8 protein-coding genes and 1 pseudogene are annotated in these 15,926 nt (G+C 55.3%); 5 read left to right on the top strand and 4 right to left on the bottom strand.

Annotated features, from left to right (window positions below):
• Nucleotide 1: 1 nt before the first annotated feature.
• The 4 genes from REH34_RS16600 to REH34_RS16585 all read right to left on the bottom strand — a co-directional run bounded on the left by REH34_RS16600 (nucleotide 2) and on the right by REH34_RS16585 (nucleotide 7,750).
• Nucleotides 2–4,567, bottom strand: a complete 4,566-nt coding sequence (locus REH34_RS16600) for an alpha-2-macroglobulin (protein ID WP_311972106.1) — start codon at nucleotides 4,565–4,567, stop codon at nucleotides 2–4.
• On the bottom strand, nucleotides 4,564–5,166 hold the full coding sequence (locus REH34_RS16595) for a DUF1175 family protein (protein ID WP_311972105.1): 603 nt from the start codon (nucleotides 5,164–5,166) through the stop codon (nucleotides 4,564–4,566). Before REH34_RS16595 ends, REH34_RS16600 begins: the two co-directional genes overlap by 4 nt.
• A gap of 62 nt (nucleotides 5,167–5,228) precedes the next feature.
• Nucleotides 5,229–6,974 carry a DUF2138 domain-containing protein gene (locus tag REH34_RS16590; protein ID WP_311968493.1) on the bottom strand — a complete coding sequence of 582 codons (1,746 nt, stop codon included), beginning with the start codon at nucleotides 6,972–6,974 and terminating at the stop codon, nucleotides 5,229–5,231.
• Nucleotides 6,975–7,009: 35 nt separating this feature from the next.
• A complete protein-coding gene (locus tag REH34_RS16585; protein ID WP_311968492.1) occupies nucleotides 7,010–7,750 on the bottom strand; it encodes a DUF2135 domain-containing protein in 741 nt (246 codons plus the stop codon).
• A gap of 414 nt (nucleotides 7,751–8,164) precedes the next feature.
• Between REH34_RS16585 and REH34_RS16580 the strand changes: the two are divergent.
• From REH34_RS16580 to REH34_RS16560, 5 genes and pseudogenes are all read left to right on the top strand, one after another.
• Nucleotides 8,165–9,073: pseudogene (locus REH34_RS16580) on the top strand (YifB family Mg chelatase-like AAA ATPase); the annotation flags it as partial.
• A 548-nt stretch (nucleotides 9,074–9,621) separates the two neighbouring features.
• The gene (locus REH34_RS16575; RefSeq protein WP_311968491.1) at nucleotides 9,622–11,949 is read left to right on the top strand and encodes a hypothetical protein; all 2,328 of its coding nucleotides are present in this window, start codon (nucleotides 9,622–9,624) and stop codon (nucleotides 11,947–11,949) included.
• On the top strand, nucleotides 11,942–14,008 hold the full coding sequence (locus REH34_RS16570) for a hypothetical protein (RefSeq protein WP_311968490.1): 2,067 nt from the start codon (nucleotides 11,942–11,944) through the stop codon (nucleotides 14,006–14,008). Before REH34_RS16575 ends, REH34_RS16570 begins: the two co-directional genes overlap by 8 nt.
• On the top strand, nucleotides 14,001–14,534 hold the full coding sequence (locus tag REH34_RS16565) for a hypothetical protein (protein WP_192032529.1): 534 nt from the start codon (nucleotides 14,001–14,003) through the stop codon (nucleotides 14,532–14,534). Before REH34_RS16570 ends, REH34_RS16565 begins: the two co-directional genes overlap by 8 nt.
• Nucleotides 14,524–15,912, top strand: coding sequence for a tyrosine-type recombinase/integrase (locus REH34_RS16560; protein WP_122277736.1), 1,389 nt, complete (start codon nucleotides 14,524–14,526; stop codon nucleotides 15,910–15,912). Before REH34_RS16565 ends, REH34_RS16560 begins: the two co-directional genes overlap by 11 nt.
• Nucleotides 15,913–15,926: the final 14 nt, after the last annotated feature.

Below are 15,926 nucleotides of genomic sequence, written 5' to 3'. Positions count from 1 at the left end.
GTCAGTTGACCGTGACCTGGCCCAGCGCCGGTTTCTGTTCCTGGGCCTGATGCTGCGGCGCATAGACCTGGGTGAAACGCACCGGCGGCAAGTTGAACTGACCCTTCTGCGAGAAGCGCACCAGGTGGCGCAAGCGCAGTTCGCCGCTCAAGGCATCCACCGGAATCGCGTAGGCCATCTGCCCCGGCTCGAACCGCGCCTTCTCCAGCTCGGACGCCTCGCCGCCCGACTTGCCCATCAGCTTGATGCCCCAGGTGGTGCGCTCGACATCGGCGCCCGGCGGCAGCGGCACTTCGAGCATGCCGTAGCGCAGCGGCTTGGCGGCCTTGCTGGTGATGATTACTTCGTCCAGATACAGGCTGTCGCTGGACACCGGCTTGTTGCCGACGGCTTCGAGCTTGAACTGGAAGGCTTCGTCACCCGGCACCAGACGCGACAGGCGCCGCGTGATGGTCACCCCCATCTGCTCGACCGGCGCCTGTTGGGTCTGGTAGCTCAGCGCGGCACGCAACGGACGGTCCTGAGTGCCAGACAGCGACAACACCGACGGCACTGGCGTCGCGCCCTGCCAGGTCCAGTACATTTCACCGGCAGCGCCGTAGCGTTTGTTCCAGCCCTCACCCGGCGCCAGGGCGATGGTCGGCGAGGCCTGCTCGATGCTGCGTTGCAGCCAGCTCAGCGCCAGCGCGCGTTCGAGCGTCGATTGCTGCGGCAACAGGCGCCGCAACAAGGCCTGGGCGCGAGCCTGATCGAAGGCTTGCAGCGACAGGTTGAGGGCTTCGGCAAAGGGTTGCGAACTGACCGCCAGACGCTGCTGGGCATCGGGCAATTGGCGATTGAAGGCATCCGGCAGCGCGACCTTGGCCTGTCTGGCCAGCGAGGCCGTGAGCGTGCGAGCCGCCGCCAACCCGAGTGCCGAGTCCGGAGCACCCATCACCAGGCTCTCCACGCCGTCGTCCGTGAGGCTTTCGGCGGCCCCGTCACCCGCTTTCGCCAGGTCGCCCATCAGCCCGCTCAGCAGGGTATTCACCGGCAATTGCATCTGTTTGGCGAACGACAGAATCAGCGCGCGCTGCAACAGCGGGGTGTTCTTCGCTTGCTTGGCATACACCTCCAGCACCCGCTGCCAGTGCTCCGGCGGCAGGGTCAGGTCCATGACCTTGCTGGCGTACCAGTCGGCGTAATAGGCGTAGGCGGTGAGGAAGGCATCCGGCTCGCCCTCCTGCCCCCACCAGGTGAAGTACGCCGCAGGCCCGGCCATTTGCACCAGGCGCAGGCGGCTGTTCTGCATGATCAGGCGCAGGCGGTCGCGCACTTGCGGGTCAGCTGACAGCACCGGGTAAGCGATGCTCAGCGGCAACAACTGGCTGGCGGTCTGCTCGACGCCGCCATATGGATAGCTCAACAGATCATCCAGGGCCGAACGGAACAGCGCTTGCGGGCTGTCGTCCAGGCGCAGGCGGATCGCCGTGGCGTCGGCGGGCAAGGTCAGCGGGGTATCGCCGCTGGCCGCGTCCAGGCTTTGCGTCTGGCTGACTTGCCAGCCTTCACCGGTGGCCGTCAGGTGCACGGCCAGGGCGTCGGCGGGCTTGCCATCCTGCACCAGCTCGGCGGTCCAGTCACCGTTGGCCAGGGCGAAGGGCGGCAGCGGGATGTAATTGATGCCGTTGTTGAGGGTCACCGGTACGCGCTGATCAACACCCGCGAAATGGGTCACCAGCTCGGCGCTCGCCGGTTTCTCGGCCTGGCTGAAGGCGAACACGCCCAGGTCCGGCTTGTCGCCGTTGCGGAATTTGTTCGGCCCGCTCCACTTCAGGTACAGCGGTTTTTCGGAGCGCACGAACTGCTTCTTCTGCCCGACCTGACCGTCATCGGCGATGGCCCGCGCAGTAATGCGCCAGCGCGTCAGCGAGTCCGGCATGGTAAAGGTGAAGTGCGTCTTGCCGTTGGCATCGGTCACCAGCTCTGGCTGCCAGGCGGCGGTGTCGATGTCTTCGCGGCGCGGCCGCTCGAGTACCTTGACCCCGCGCTCGCTGCGGTTGGCCTTGCCAGGCGCACCAGGGCTGCCCGGCAGTGCCACGTCATAGCTGATGAACGACAGGCTGGCGCTGGTGCGCACGTTGTTGCGGCGCGGGTGATAGAAGAACTGATCGATGCTCGGCGCGACTTCCGGTTGCAGCGCGTAGATCATCTCGTCGACCACGCTGACCGTCAGGTGCGCCGGGATCGGCTTGCCGGCGAACTGGGTGGTCAGGTCGACCGACACGGTGTCGCCCGGCAGGTAGGTGTCCTTGTCGGTGGCAATGGCCACGTCGATCTGCGGCGTCACCACCTTGATGCCGGCGTTCTGAAAGCTGTACTGCCCGCCCTTGGTGTAGAGCACCGAGAAGGTCAGGTTGGGGGCGAAGTTGTCCTTCACCGGGATACGCGCGCGGTACTGGGTGTCGCTGAGTTTTTCCAGCTTCAGCCAGCCGCCGCCCTTGGACAGCAACGCGGTGGCCTCGACCTTGTCACGCTCCAGCGACAGCAGCGCATCGCTGACCGGCTCGGGGAAGGTGATCAACGCCATGGCTTCGTCGCCGGCCTTGTACTCGGGCTGGTCGAGGACGATTTCAACGGTGCCCGGCACCGCCTTGACGCCATCGCCCGTGACCGAATGGCCAGCGGCGCCGACGACGCGACCGTGGTCATCCTTCAAGGTCAGGTTGTAAGTGCCGGGGCGCGCGAAGGCCAGGCTGAAGCCTTGGTCTTTAGCCTCGAGCTTGCCGTCGCCGGTAGTCTGGTCTTCAAGGCGCACCCAGCTGTAGCTGCTCGGAGTAACCGCTTTGCTCTGCTCGCTCCCGCCTTCGTTGACATAGCTGAACGCGACCTTTTCTCCGGCGGCGCTGAACCGCTGCGGCGCGCTTAGACGGAAGCTCGCGGCACCCCGGTCGATGAGGATTTCCTTGGTGGTCTTGACCCGATACGCCGCGCCATCGCTGGCGAACACGGTGAGCATGTAGCGGCTCGGCTTGTCGGCGGCGGGCAGGTCGAGGGTCGCGACGCCTTTGGCGTCGGTGGTCAATTCGGTGCTGGTCAGCTCCACCGGAAATTGCCCGAGGTACTGCAGTTCGTTATCCACCATCGACAGCTGCTGGGCGCGCAGGCTCAGAGTCAACTTGGCGTTGGCCACCGGCTTGCCGTCCGGGTAGAGCAGCACCAGGCTGCCCTTGACCGCTTCGCCAGTGCGGTAGTCCTGCTTGGCCAGGTTCAGCGAAATCTCGAACTGCGGCTTGATGTATTCCGCCACTCGGAAGGCGCTGCTGTAGGCCTGGTCCTTGTAGGTGAAGCGCAGCTCGTAGCCACCGGCCACGGCGTTTTCCGGCAGTTGGAAACGCCCTTGGGTGCCGGCCTTGGCGTCGAGTTTCAGCGCCAGGGTCTGCAGAGCGGTGCCAGTAGCGTCGAGCACGGTCACGTTGACGTCAGCCGCACCGGGCGCCACGGAATCGCGGGCGTTCTTGAACTCGCGACCAACGATCTTCAGCGACACCCAGTCGCCCGGCCGGTACAGCGGCCGGTCGGTGAACGCATAGAGCTTGGTGTCGTAGATTTCGCTGTCGTAGTAGAAGTTTTCGGAGACGAACACCCCGCCCTCTTCGTCTTCGCCGATCACGAACGAGCGTTCTGGGCTGGCGTGCTGCAAGCGCACCAGGCCATCGGCATCGGTGGCGCCGCTGCTCATCACGCCCAGGCCATCGGTCCACAGCACATTGACCTTGGGCACCGAGCTGCCTTCGTGCTTGCGCGCGGCCCACACCAGCAGCTCGTCGCCGGCGATCTTGCTCACCGCCACGGTGTTGGAGACGAACACCATGGTGGTCGCGCGGTACTTGCCGACCAGCGCTTCGACCAGATACAGGCCGGGCTTGAGGTGGCCCAACGGGATGTACACGTTGCCTGCGGCGGGGCTGACGAACTCGCTGGAGGAACCGTCAAGATTGACTCCCTTGGGCGGCTGGATCGGCTTGGCCTGCCACAGCGGATAACGGAACTGCGTCACCAGCGGCAGACCCGGGATCAAGGCGAATTGCGGCTGCGCTTCGTAAGGCGTCGGTGCGGCCATCGCCTCGCCCATCTTCAGCTCCGGCACCTCTTCGGTGACCTGCTTGCGGGTCTCGTAGGAAAACGCCCGCTGCATCACGCGGCGGGATTTGCGGTACCAGTTGTCCCACAGGTACGCCAGGGTGTTGGACAAGCCTTCGCCCTTGAACTGGCCGTCACTGACCACCCGGTGCAGGTTCTTCTGGCGCTTGAGAAAGTCCAGCGGCTTGTCGATGCGATACACCCGGATATCGGCGCCACCGTAGGGCTCCATGCGAAAACGCCGATAGTCACGACCCGGCGCTTCGAGGCGGACCATGGCCTGCTCGTCGCTGGCGAAACTGCTGTCGGCCAGCAGGAAGAAGCTTTCGCCGGCCACCGGCGCGTAGCCGCTCGGCTCGACGCTGTCGTCGGCGTTGACCGTCGCAAACGGCAGCACCAACAGCACTAACAGAGAGAGGAAACGCAGCATGCGAGCACCGATCATTGGGAGAGAAAGTTGAGTCGATAGACGCCGATGAAGTTGGGGTTGGCTGCGTCGGGTATCCATCGAGTGTCCTTCCATGTCATGAGTTGCTGCAGGCTCGCGGATCGCATGCCGTTGTCAGTGGGGGTGGTGGTGCCGGTGTGATAGGCGATGTAGCGGCCCATCCAGATCATCAGGTGCTGGTCGTCGCCCTGATCGAAAAACATCAAATCGCCGGGCCGCGCCTGCGCTACGTCACGACCGATCAGATGGCTGTTGAACTGAATCAACTTGATCGCGTTGACGTACGGGCCCACCTTGCCACCGCCCTGTTGCCATTGCTGGGCCAGGTTGCGCTGGGCGTCCGTGAGCTGTAGCTCGGGCGGCAGATAGCGGTTGGACAAGCCATTGCTGCGCAGCCACTTGTCGTCATGAACCTTCAACGCCTCGTTGGCGGCAAAGCGCACCAGGCCAGCGCAGTCCTGCTGGTACCAGCGCGGGCTCGGGCCCTGGGTGAGCTGCTCTTCGGCGATACGCACGAACCAGGCGCGGAATACCTGGGACTGCGCCACATCGAGGGCCGGCGCGTCGCTGGCCCGGGCGCCATTGCCGAGCAGCATTGCCAGCAGGCCTGCGGCAAACAGGGTCGATCGACTCAGGGCAGCAGCCCGTGCACGCGTGATCACAGCGCTTTCCACTCCAGCGGCAGCCATTGCCAGTGGCCGTTCGGCTCGCTGCCTTTGGGCAAGGTCAGCGCGTATTTGCCATAACCGCCCAGGGTGCGCAGCTTGGGGATCAGCATTGTTTGCGCGGCGTTGTAGAACACCGGCTCCATGTCCTGCGGCAGGCTGTCGAGGGTTTCCTTTTGCATCAGCTGCGCCATGGCATCCGGGCCGAAGTAGAACGGCATCAACAGGTCTTTGGGCAACACGTCAGTCATCGGCGGGAAGGTCTTGTTCAGCGTGCCGAGCGCCTTGTCCAGCAGCTTGTCATCAAGGGAAAACAGCAACGTCGAACCATGGCGCGCCAGGCTGACTTTCATGAACGCCTTGCCGCTGATGGCGTCCGGTTTCTCGGCATCCTTGGCGGCGTAGGGGCCGAAGTTCGAGCTGACCTGACGCTGCCATAGGTGGCTTTGACCTTCCTGCGTTTCAACGACCGGGAAGGCGTGCTCATCGACGTTGGCCTCGTAGGCACCGACCATCGACCCGAACAGCTTGCCCAGTTCACCATCGAGCTGGGTGCTGTCCTGATCTTTCAGGCTGGCCACCAGCAATGGCGTGTACAACCGCGAATCGGCATACCAGCACAGGCCCGCAGCGCCGGCCATATGCTCGGTGAGGGTTTGCGCGGAGGCTTCATCAGCGCCCAGTTTCACCAACAGCGGTTTTTGCTGCTCGGCCGCCAGGGGCAAGGCCACGCAGGCGCTGGCGCCCATGGGCATGGCTTGCCAGATCGGTTTGAAATCGAAGTCCGGCTGGTTGTCCAGTTCGTCCATCGCCAGATAGCTATGCCAGCCCTTGTCGTCCATGTCGAAACGCACGCCGGCGAAATTGGGGATGAAACGCTGGTAGCCCATGGCAAGAACACTGGCGTTCACCGACAGGCGTTGCTTCACCTCGGGCGCACGCGGCTGCAGGCCGAAGGCTTCAGGGAAGAGTTTGTCGCCATTGAGCAGTGCGGCGATGGCCTGGGTCGAAACATCGCCGGGCTCTGGTGCGGTGTCATCTTTGGCTTCATACAGCTTGGCCGGGTTCGACAGCACCACCAGTTTGTCGCCATGAGAGGCGAACAGCAGCGACTTGCTGGCGCCGTAGGTCAACTGATACAGCGCCACGTCGTCGCTGCCGACCTTGACGTCGGCCGTCTTGGTCAGCTGCGAATCGTCCAGCGCTACCTTGGCCAGCGGCTCCAGCACCTTGGCCAGGCCGCCACGGTCCATGACCAGCAGGAAGTCTTTCAGGCGGCCATCGGCGCCGCGCCACAGCGCTACATCGGCGGGCTGATCGAAGAGCTGCTCGATCAGGCTGTCCTGCAGCTTGAGATCATGTTCATAGATGATCCGCCGCAGGCTGCCGATCAAGCCGAGGCGATCGGCGTTGGCCTGGTAATAAAAGACGAAGTCCTCGGTCAGGGTGGCCTTGAGGAACGGCACCGCCAGCACGTCCTTGGGCAGCTGGCTCAGGGAGTTGGTTTCGAGCAGGCCATCCGGGCGGCTCATGCCCAGTTTGTCACTGGCCAGGGCAGCTGCCGGCAGCACCGGGGGTTTGTGCATGAACCAGCCCAATCCGCCCGCGACGCCTGCGACCAGGCACAACCCCAGCAGCACCATCGGCCAGCGCCGAGAGGACGGGGTAACGGGTGCGGCGCTAGCGGGGGCATCCTTGGCGGGGGCATCGGCTACCGGCGGTACAGTGTTATCGCTCATGTTCACAAACCCAATTCATCCGTGGTGCGGAATGCTTAATAGTTGAAAGTCTTGACCAGCATCAGGTCACCGATGGCCCGCATGGGCACGATGAATGTCTCGCGCTTTTCATCGACGGTATTTTCGTTGAGCACCAGATTGATGTTCGCGGTAATGACTTCGTTCTGGTTACTGCCTTCGTCGAAGTTGTAACCTTCGGCGCCGTAATTACCCCAATAGTTGACGTAGACCAGATAAGTGCCATGCAGCGGCGCCGTCATGGTGAACATCTCTGGCCCGGGGCCATCGACACCGTCCGGGTCCAGGCCGCCGCCGTTGGTCAACGCCGTGTGGGCGAAAAACGCATGCTGGCCGTCGGGCGTGATGATGTGCATATCCAGTTCGGCTTTCGGATCATCCCATCCTAATACCACGCGGATACGTACCGGCGTGCGCAGGTTGTTGGCTTCATAGAATTGCACACGCTTGAGCGACTTGCCCTCGGCACTGCGCACTTCAACGCTGTTGGAGCCCGCGCCGAACGCATAGGGGCGGACAAAACGGCCTTGTTCATCGGTGTACAGATTGAGCGGGTTGCCGTTGACGGCCAGGGTATGCGGACCGCGTTGAGTGCCTGCGGCCTTGATCGCGCCCTCGATCATTGTGCGGTTGCGCTGGATGCCGCGGTCGATGGGCGGCGTGGGATAGGCAACTTGCGGATTCTCGCTGCGGTCGAGCAGGCCGTTGTAGCGCCAGCCGCCAACGGGCTCGGATAATTGCGCCGAAGGCTCTGCCATGCTGGTTGGCAGCCACAGGAGTATGAGCACTGATAATAAAACACCATAAATCCTTGGCATTGAGAATCCATTAAAAACGAGAGGTAGTTCGCGAAAAATAGTGCGCGTTGCGAAGTAATGGCGCCGGGAGTCAGGTGTTGTTCTTGCGTAAGTGCGGGGTTTAAGAAGCCCGGCGAATACGGAATCAACACACTAAATATCGGCGACAAAGTATGGGGCAAGCACAAGCGGGTAACAAGATAGATAGTTGAAATGTTATCCATAGGCTCTGCGTTTACTCATTTCGCCAAAACGATGCACCTGTGCAATGGAAACACCCCGCATCAAAGCTCACATCCCTTCGCGCGAAAACCCCACTACCCTGTTGCCCATCACCGCAGGAAGCGGTCACCCAGCACTGCACGGAGCAACACCATGTCCCTCGCCATCGTCCATAGCCGCGCCCAGGTTGGCGTCGGCGCGCCGGTCGTCACGGTTGAAGCGCACCTTGCCAACGGCCTGCCCGCACTGACGCTGGTCGGCCTCCCGGAGGCCTCGGTCAAAGAGAGCAAGGACCGGGTGCGCAGCGCCATCCTTAACTCCGGGCTGGAATTCCCCGCGCGGCGCATCACCTTGAATCTGGCCCCGGCGGATCTGCCCAAGGATGGCGGCCGCTTCGATCTGGCCATCGCCTTGGGCATTCTGGCTGGAAGCGGGCAATTGCCGATCGCCGCCTTGCGGGACGTCGAGTGCCTGGGCGAGCTGGCGTTGTCGGGCGCCGTGCGGCCGGTACAGGGTGTGTTGCCGGCGGCCTTGGCAGCACGCGATGCCGGGCGAGCGCTGGTAGTGCCACGGGAGAACGCCGAGGAGGCAGCGCTGGCCAGCGGTCTGGTAGTGCTCGCCGCCGATACCCTGCAGGGCCTCGTGGCGCACTTCAATGGCAAGGCGCCGATCGGGCCGTTTCAGGCCAATGGCTTGTTGCTGGTCAACAAGCCCTATCCGGACTTGAGCGAGGTGCAGGGGCAATTCGCCGCCAAGCGCGCCCTGCTGATCGCAGCAGCGGGCGCGCACAACCTGTTGTTCAGCGGTCCTCCGGGCACCGGCAAGACCTTGCTCGCCAGCCGCCTGCCCGGCCTGCTGCCGCCGCTGGATGAGCGCGAGGCATTGGAGGTGGCGGCGATTCAGTCGGTGGCCAGCCATGTGCCGCTCAAGCACTGGCCGCAGCGGCCGTTTCGCCACCCCCACCACTCGGCCTCGGGAGCGGCGCTGGTGGGCGGTGGCAGTCGTCCGCAGCCCGGCGAAATCACCCTGGCGCACCATGGCGTGCTGTTTCTGGACGAGCTCGTCGCTTTGCTTTATCCCCGAGGTCGTTCATTTGAGTGAGAGCATTGATATAGCAGGAGTACAAGCCTCAGAGACAATCTGAACGATAGTTCAGTTAACGGAGCCATACGGGGAAATCGCGTACATACATAAACAGGTCTGGACAGACCATCGCCAGGTGGGAGTTCTCCTGATCATAGACAGTGCGTCGACCCCTGCTACCGTTCGTCGGAAACAATCAAGCACGTCAAAATTAGTATGAAACATTCTCTAATGAACTCTTTATAAACAGTCTACTAATAGTTTACCGATATCATTGCAAAAGAGCAGTAAGGCTAGGAGCCTCGTGCACGCGGGAGTGATGTCAGGTCGGTTGCATCCTTTATAAGTGCTCAATGCATATGATGAACGCGGGGTAATCATGACAATATATATCTAATGTACGGGCAAGCTGATATAGGGGCGATCAACGTACAGCTGAGAATCCAGATCAGCCACTTCTCAGGGCGTTGAGGAAATTTATCAGCACTGTTAAGGTTTTTTTTCGCCAATCGTGCTGAAAGCCAACAATGACAGTCATCAAAGATCCCACTGCCCTCACAAACCATCCGCATCAAAAACTTTCACCCAACGTGTTACTTGAGCTTAAAAGTGCAAACACTAGATTAGAAAAGTCCTATTCACATCGCACAGATAGAATACTCAGAATCTTGGAATGCATACTTCAAGTTTCTGGCTTATCTATTACATATGCTTGCTTAGGATCACCCGCCTTCACCATAACCATTCAATACTGTATTGGCTTGCTATTGAGTGGCCGAATACTAGATGGCAGCGTGGCGCGCAACATTGATTACGCACGCCATCTTGGACATTTACATGATTCATTGCATTCGTTGACGCACTCAACGCCCAAACTTCAATTGGGCGTCATCATGAAAAGGAAGAACGCAGCGCTCCGAGAGAGCTGCATTGAGATGTCCAAGGCTATCATCTTTGATTCCTATAAAGCATGGATCTGGGGAGGTTGGACTGTTTCAAACGAATTCCACACTATGCACCTTAATTTTTTTGAAGTGCACGCGAAGATGGGACGTGACTTTACCGAGAGGCTCTACAGCGCATGCAATGGATATTTCAAAAACCGAACAACATGCACCATTGAATGTTTGGACTCATTGACTTTATTCCTTTCTAGCGGCCTGTGCCCCTACACCCCAAAAGAGCTTCAGAAACAAAAAATATCTAAGAAATTTCTAGTAAAGTTAGCGAATTTTCACATCCAATTTAACCTAGGAAAAAAAGAAGCAGGGAGAAGCGAAGTCTCGCAGGATGTCCTTATCAATGACTGGAACGCGCATTTTCGAACGTTTGCGGTTAGTTACTTGATTCCGTGCAAGGTTTTTGCCGCACCGTGTTCCACGTGCGTTACGATACAAGACATTCCAATAATACCTGGAGCTACAAACAAACAAACCAGAAGGCTTACTTCACGTACTAAGTCTATAGAGAGCGGCGTCGTCGTCAAGCTTAAAACTATTACGCCCCTTCCCATGCACACCATGGATGACAGCGTAATCGAGGCACTATTCGCCCAGTTGCGACATGACTATAAATCAGTGGTACGGTGGGCAGAGCTTTGCATTCAGTCCATTGAAGAAAGACTCGATGAATTAGCCACTATCGCCCTGAAATCAAGAGCCGGAATACCACGCGTTAACAAATCCAATCTTTCGGATGCAATGCTGGTTTCTGAGCGCATAAAAACAGCACGTAAGTATTTTTACAAAGGCTTTCATCCTAAACGTACATTTTTCACTAACTGCATATCACCAACATGCAATCTCTCCAGCAGCGACTTAACGGAATGGTTATGCCTCCCGAAATCAGAGATGCTTGTTGCTTTCACCATATACATAGCGGCAAAACATGAAGAAGTTACTAACTCATTTCTAGACAAGTGCTTGATCCCTGCTCATACAGTCCTGCCTAATGGTAAAATAAAATTGTTAGATCAATTTTTGACTGGCGCTAAACCTAGGGCAAAAATGGCAGAGCAACAGGTTGAGCTTTGTTCGGAAACGCAGTGGGCGGTTGAAGTCTTGATAAGGTTGACAAACCCCGTCAGATTTTATCTTGAGCAACAACCTGCAACCACAAATGTGCATAAAAAACTTTTCATAAGCACTGGAAAAGGTTTTGGAAAGCCTAAAAGTGCTACAACAAAAAACATGACTGGGTCAGTTAGGTCTAAGTCAATCAATGCAATGTCTATGCAAACCTGCCTTGACATATGCGAAGACGAAGCGAGTTACCTCGCTGGTAATACAAGCGTCAACACAGTGAGAGCAACCAGCGTTGTGCTGCAGGTTATCGACCATCTCGACCTAACGCTTGCAACTGACAAACTTAAGCATGCACTATTTGATTTGCGCCTTCTAGAGCACTATATACCAAAACTAATATTGCTCTACCTGATGCGCAGAGAAATCAATTCTTGGAACACCCGCGTTCTAATTCAAGCTCTCGACGGCCATCCAAACACCGCGACCATTGCGGGATTCAAGAATAAAGCTGAGCTTGATATTTTTTTGAGCACCGCGATAGATTTACCGTTTCCCCAAAAGAAGAAAATAAAACAAGATACATCCTCCAATACCACAGTGGTAATAGGTCTTGATGAGCAAATTATTTGCGTCCTTGCCAGCCTGGAAAAGGCGGTTCTTCTAGCTCCAGATCGAGTGACTCCAAACACCTTATATTGGGCTGGATTGTATGGAGCCCTACGAAATTGGATTTACTCATCAGAAAATCAAGATAGTTATCTAGAAGAAATTCTCGAAACTGGTTCAAGCATGAGTGACATCCAATTAGTTGAGGCTGCAGCGTATGTCTAATAGCGTATCACCTAGGATTATTCTTGCGCCGCTCCCTGAGCACCTTCGTGTAAAGCATGACTCTTACGATGTCGACTTCCAGTCCCCGTGGTTTAAGGGTGAGGACGGAGGTGTTTTAACATTTAAGTTCGACAGAGACAATTTTGAAGTCAACCTGAACATCCCACTACCAGATCGCTCTCTTCTGACGGACAAGGCTAACAAACCTCTTTACATGCTAGTAAAAAGCTGGATCCATGAACAACATTACCCGCGATCTACTAAATTATCGCAGATGAAGAACCGGACAGCTAAAAAGAAATTGTGGACGGTACTTAGATCATTAGACAAGATCTTGCTAGATGCTAATACTTTGCAGGTTCACAACCATGGTTTCGGTCTACTAACACCAGGCACAATCAACAGCTACACTAATGAATTTATCAACTCTAACAACGCCCATGAGTCCATATACGCATGGCCGAAAACTCTAAGCAACTATTTAATTGCCAGAATTTCTGAGCCTAGAACTTACGTCTTTGATGATTTCGTACGTAAACATCCTGCATTTCTAGAACCCGTGGCAGAGCGTGAGAAGCGCTGCCTCATGATGACAGATGATGAAATATTTCAAGCTAGGGTGTGGCTATATCATAATGGCATGTATAAGAAAAGCGAGTATGAATCTTGGCCCGGGCATATTACCACATCAAAATTAGTATCAATCTTATACCCGCACTGCACCATGGCCGAGCATATGCGCCCAGTTTCACACGAATTGGAGATCCAACAGGTGTGCGGCCATCTACGAGAGCTTCCACAAATACCTGTACGGGAGGAGAAGTTTGGTGCGACCGCCCTTAGATATGATGATTTTCGCCGAAGCCTTAGCTCACAAAAATATCTGCCAGCAAGTGCACTCAGAATACCAGACCTAACGCTAGACGAATTAAACAAGAATGATCATAAGTCCAAATTAGCGCTGCTTGGAACCTATGTCACGCTTCCACACGCTTTGACTATCAATGCGTTACAACGAAGCATCCTTTTTTATGAAGAAAATTCGGAACTCATACTAAACTATCTAGCTGACGTAATTTCTAGCGCCGCACGTTTAAATATCGAGCCTGGAGCCTATCATACGAAGTATCTCTCCAACGGAAATAATTCAGAGAGTAAATTCAATGCTTGGAACCTGTATTCGCCAGCTGAAATCACTTGCTCACAAAACATTAATAGCCATCCTGTCTCGCGCATGCGCAGAATGGAAGGTGTGCTTCAGGCATACTATGCCCTATTAGGAAGCATACAATATACTGTAGGCTTTTTTACCGCCAGACGCCAATCAGAACTGCTGAAATTAAAGTTTGAGCATGTTCACTCGAATCAGAGTTATCTTTCGACTTCTGTCATGAAGACCGGCATAGGCGAGAACAGGCTTACTTTTGACCTTCCCACTATTCCTATTGTACTGCGGATGCTCGGTAGGCTCGAGCGCTTCTTTAAAGATTGCGGCCTAACCAATGAGACAATCCAAAAATCTCAATGTTTTGGCAGGATCTCTTTGGGCCGCAACCCGAGGGTGGTGACAGCAGGATCAAAACGCTATAACACTCACTTGGACGTACTCTGTGACTTTATTGAAACCGATATTGTTGATGGGCGCAGATACTATGTCAGACAGCATCAACTTCGCAGGGCATTTGCTATAGGTTTCTTTTATCTGAACAGTAGAAAAAATCTGTCCGTGCTAAGTTATTACTTTGGACACATGGACTTCAAACAAATATATCGATACCTAACTACGGTAGTTGGTAACAAAGAAATGCTGGACATCAAGGCCGCGTACCTTGCAGAGGAAACTCTTCAGGCAGGACGGGCTTCCGTTGATCTTTTGGAAAAACTTGGGTCATTTGCACCGGGAACCGCGCTAAAGGTGCAGGAGCGCAATCGGCTTGAAAACTATTACCGAAGCCTATTGAAAGATGAAGATATCGAAGTTGAGCCCACCTTCCTCTCCGTAGGTGGGTGTGAAAAAATGCTCGTCTCGGTAACTGTGAGGAAGCGAAAAAATGGCTAATGATAAAAACCTCGCGAGGAATATAAAATCCGCCTTGTCGCTGCTTAGCCTGTTCAAGGAGATACAATCGAACCCAACTGATTTCTTGAGCAGGCCAAATCTTTTAGAGCTTCTCTCAAGCCAAATAAAAATGGGAAAACTTAACGATCCTGAGCGATTCATATTCCAAAGCTCGATGAGCACTTTGAAACGTGCAGCTAATAAGAACCTGGAAGGCGGCTTCGAGGCTTTGGACAACCACCGTAAACTTGCCCATCAGAGCCTCCTGAAAGCACTCAACCTGAGCAGTATCGGAGAAGATAGTAAAGAAGGGCGTAGACTAAGATCTCGAGATTCAAAAGCCGAAATTAGAACCTTACGCCAAGAGATTTTCCTTAGGGACGGGGTTATTTATAAATTATTTCATCTTCTTTCAGTTTGCGCTAAGGAGAACCCTTCATCAACCAGACACGATTTTTTTCTTAAGTCAGGAGTGCAGGAGCTTCACCGCCTTGGTTTCAAGGGATCAAACATTGATGAACGATGAATTACTAGACCGTGGCTTAGTAACTAAGGCAGATGCCAAGTTTGGAGTTCCAATCGCCACGGAAGTTGGTCGCCCTACTATTTACAGGGAAGGCGGTGGGCTACCGCTCCTTTCATGGCCTGACTACACCAGTTGCTTTGAAGGTAATTGCTGGGTTGAGCAAGCTAGATCAAAAGGACTAAAGGCGGACACCATTTGCCAATACAGCTACCTAATCACACCTCTGCTGAGGTATGCATTTTCCAATCGTTTACAGCTTCATCAATTTGACGAGTACCATTTCGTACGGTTTATGCAACAAGTAAAATCCGACAAACATTGCCACTCTCCAGACTCGAACTCACTAGAGAGAGTCTCGCTCATAGGCACCAAATCCTTAGACTTCCTAAGTTTCATAGGTAGGTTGTATTCAATCCCTAACTATGTCGCCGAAGATGGGGTTATCCAAGCTGCAATTAAACTGGTAACTGTTCGCACTCCAAATGGCAAGAGATCAATAGAGACCTGGGTGCATAGCGCTGTACCGAGGTTTAAGAAATCAACTTCCACTAAAAACAAATTATTAGCGGAAAGTGACGTAGCTAAAATTAAACGGGCTGTCCGCACTCGAAAATCTAAGCCCTATTTCATAAACCGCGAACGCGCCTGTATTCAAATTTTAGAAGAAGTTGGAGCCAGGCGTGGAGAAGTCACACCAATTCCCGTCGGGGCAGTATGGGACGCAGAAAAACTGGACGCCCCATATTTGCGGCTATCAACATTAAAAAAGGGCGGATTTGCAGAGCGACTGGTTGAAATAAGCCCTGCTTTACTCACCCTACTAAAAGACTATATTGAATACGACCTCACACCTTTTTTGAAGTCAAAAAAGCTACCACTAACTGCTAACACACCTTTATTCGTCAGCAATAAGACAAGCCAGGCGATCCAACCAAATACTGTTACCTGCGAATTCTCTCAGCTTAAACAAGCTGCTGGTATTAAAGGGCCAGTCCACCCTCACCAATTTCGGCATCGCTCCGTGAGTAACGACGATAGAAAGAATAGAGAGGAGAACCCCGCAGACGAAGTTCTTTCTCGTTTGATAGGCCTCAAGGGAACACCAGAATACGAGCTGCGCTCAATGGAAAAGCATGGGCATGCCTCAAGCCAATCGCGAGCTGCCTATAAGCATTACGACTCAGCTAAAACTGTTGATAATACTATCAACGGCCTTGACCCACAGGCTAGCTCTGCCCTAAGGGCAAACCTTGAGACAGCTCAAGAAATTGTCACAAAGGGAGCAAAAATGACAAAGGGCGATATCACTCGACTGGAGAAATTATTGAGTTCCGTGTGGGAAAGCTTAGAGCCCGTTCCTACTAATCCGAACGAGTGATGTGCGTTTTCGTA

The sequence above is a fragment of the Pseudomonas baltica genome, assembly GCF_031880315.1.
Taxonomy (GTDB): domain Bacteria; phylum Pseudomonadota; class Gammaproteobacteria; order Pseudomonadales; family Pseudomonadaceae; genus Aquipseudomonas.
This window is presented reverse-complemented; position numbering and strand designations above follow the sequence as displayed.

What these genes read in the sequence shown, in the direction of transcription:
- REH34_RS16600 (WP_311972106.1), bottom strand. Translation starts at nt 4,567, where the DNA reads ATGATCGGTGCTCGCATGCTGCGTTTCCTCTCTCTGTTAGTGCTGTTG.
- REH34_RS16595 (WP_311972105.1), bottom strand. Translation starts at nt 5,166, where the DNA reads ATGCTGCTCGGCAATGGCGCCCGGGCCAGCGACGCGCCGGCCCTCGAT.
- REH34_RS16590 (WP_311968493.1), bottom strand. Translation starts at nt 6,974, where the DNA reads ATGAGCGATAACACTGTACCGCCGGTAGCCGATGCCCCCGCCAAGGAT.
- REH34_RS16585 (WP_311968492.1), bottom strand. Translation starts at nt 7,750, where the DNA reads ATGGCAGAGCCTTCGGCGCAATTATCCGAGCCCGTTGGCGGCTGGCGC.
- REH34_RS16575 (WP_311968491.1), top strand. Translation starts at nt 9,622, where the DNA reads ATGACAGTCATCAAAGATCCCACTGCCCTCACAAACCATCCGCATCAA.
- REH34_RS16570 (WP_311968490.1), top strand. Translation starts at nt 11,942, where the DNA reads ATGTCTAATAGCGTATCACCTAGGATTATTCTTGCGCCGCTCCCTGAG.
- REH34_RS16565 (WP_192032529.1), top strand. Translation starts at nt 14,001, where the DNA reads ATGGCTAATGATAAAAACCTCGCGAGGAATATAAAATCCGCCTTGTCG.
- REH34_RS16560 (WP_122277736.1), top strand. Translation starts at nt 14,524, where the DNA reads ATGAACGATGAATTACTAGACCGTGGCTTAGTAACTAAGGCAGATGCC.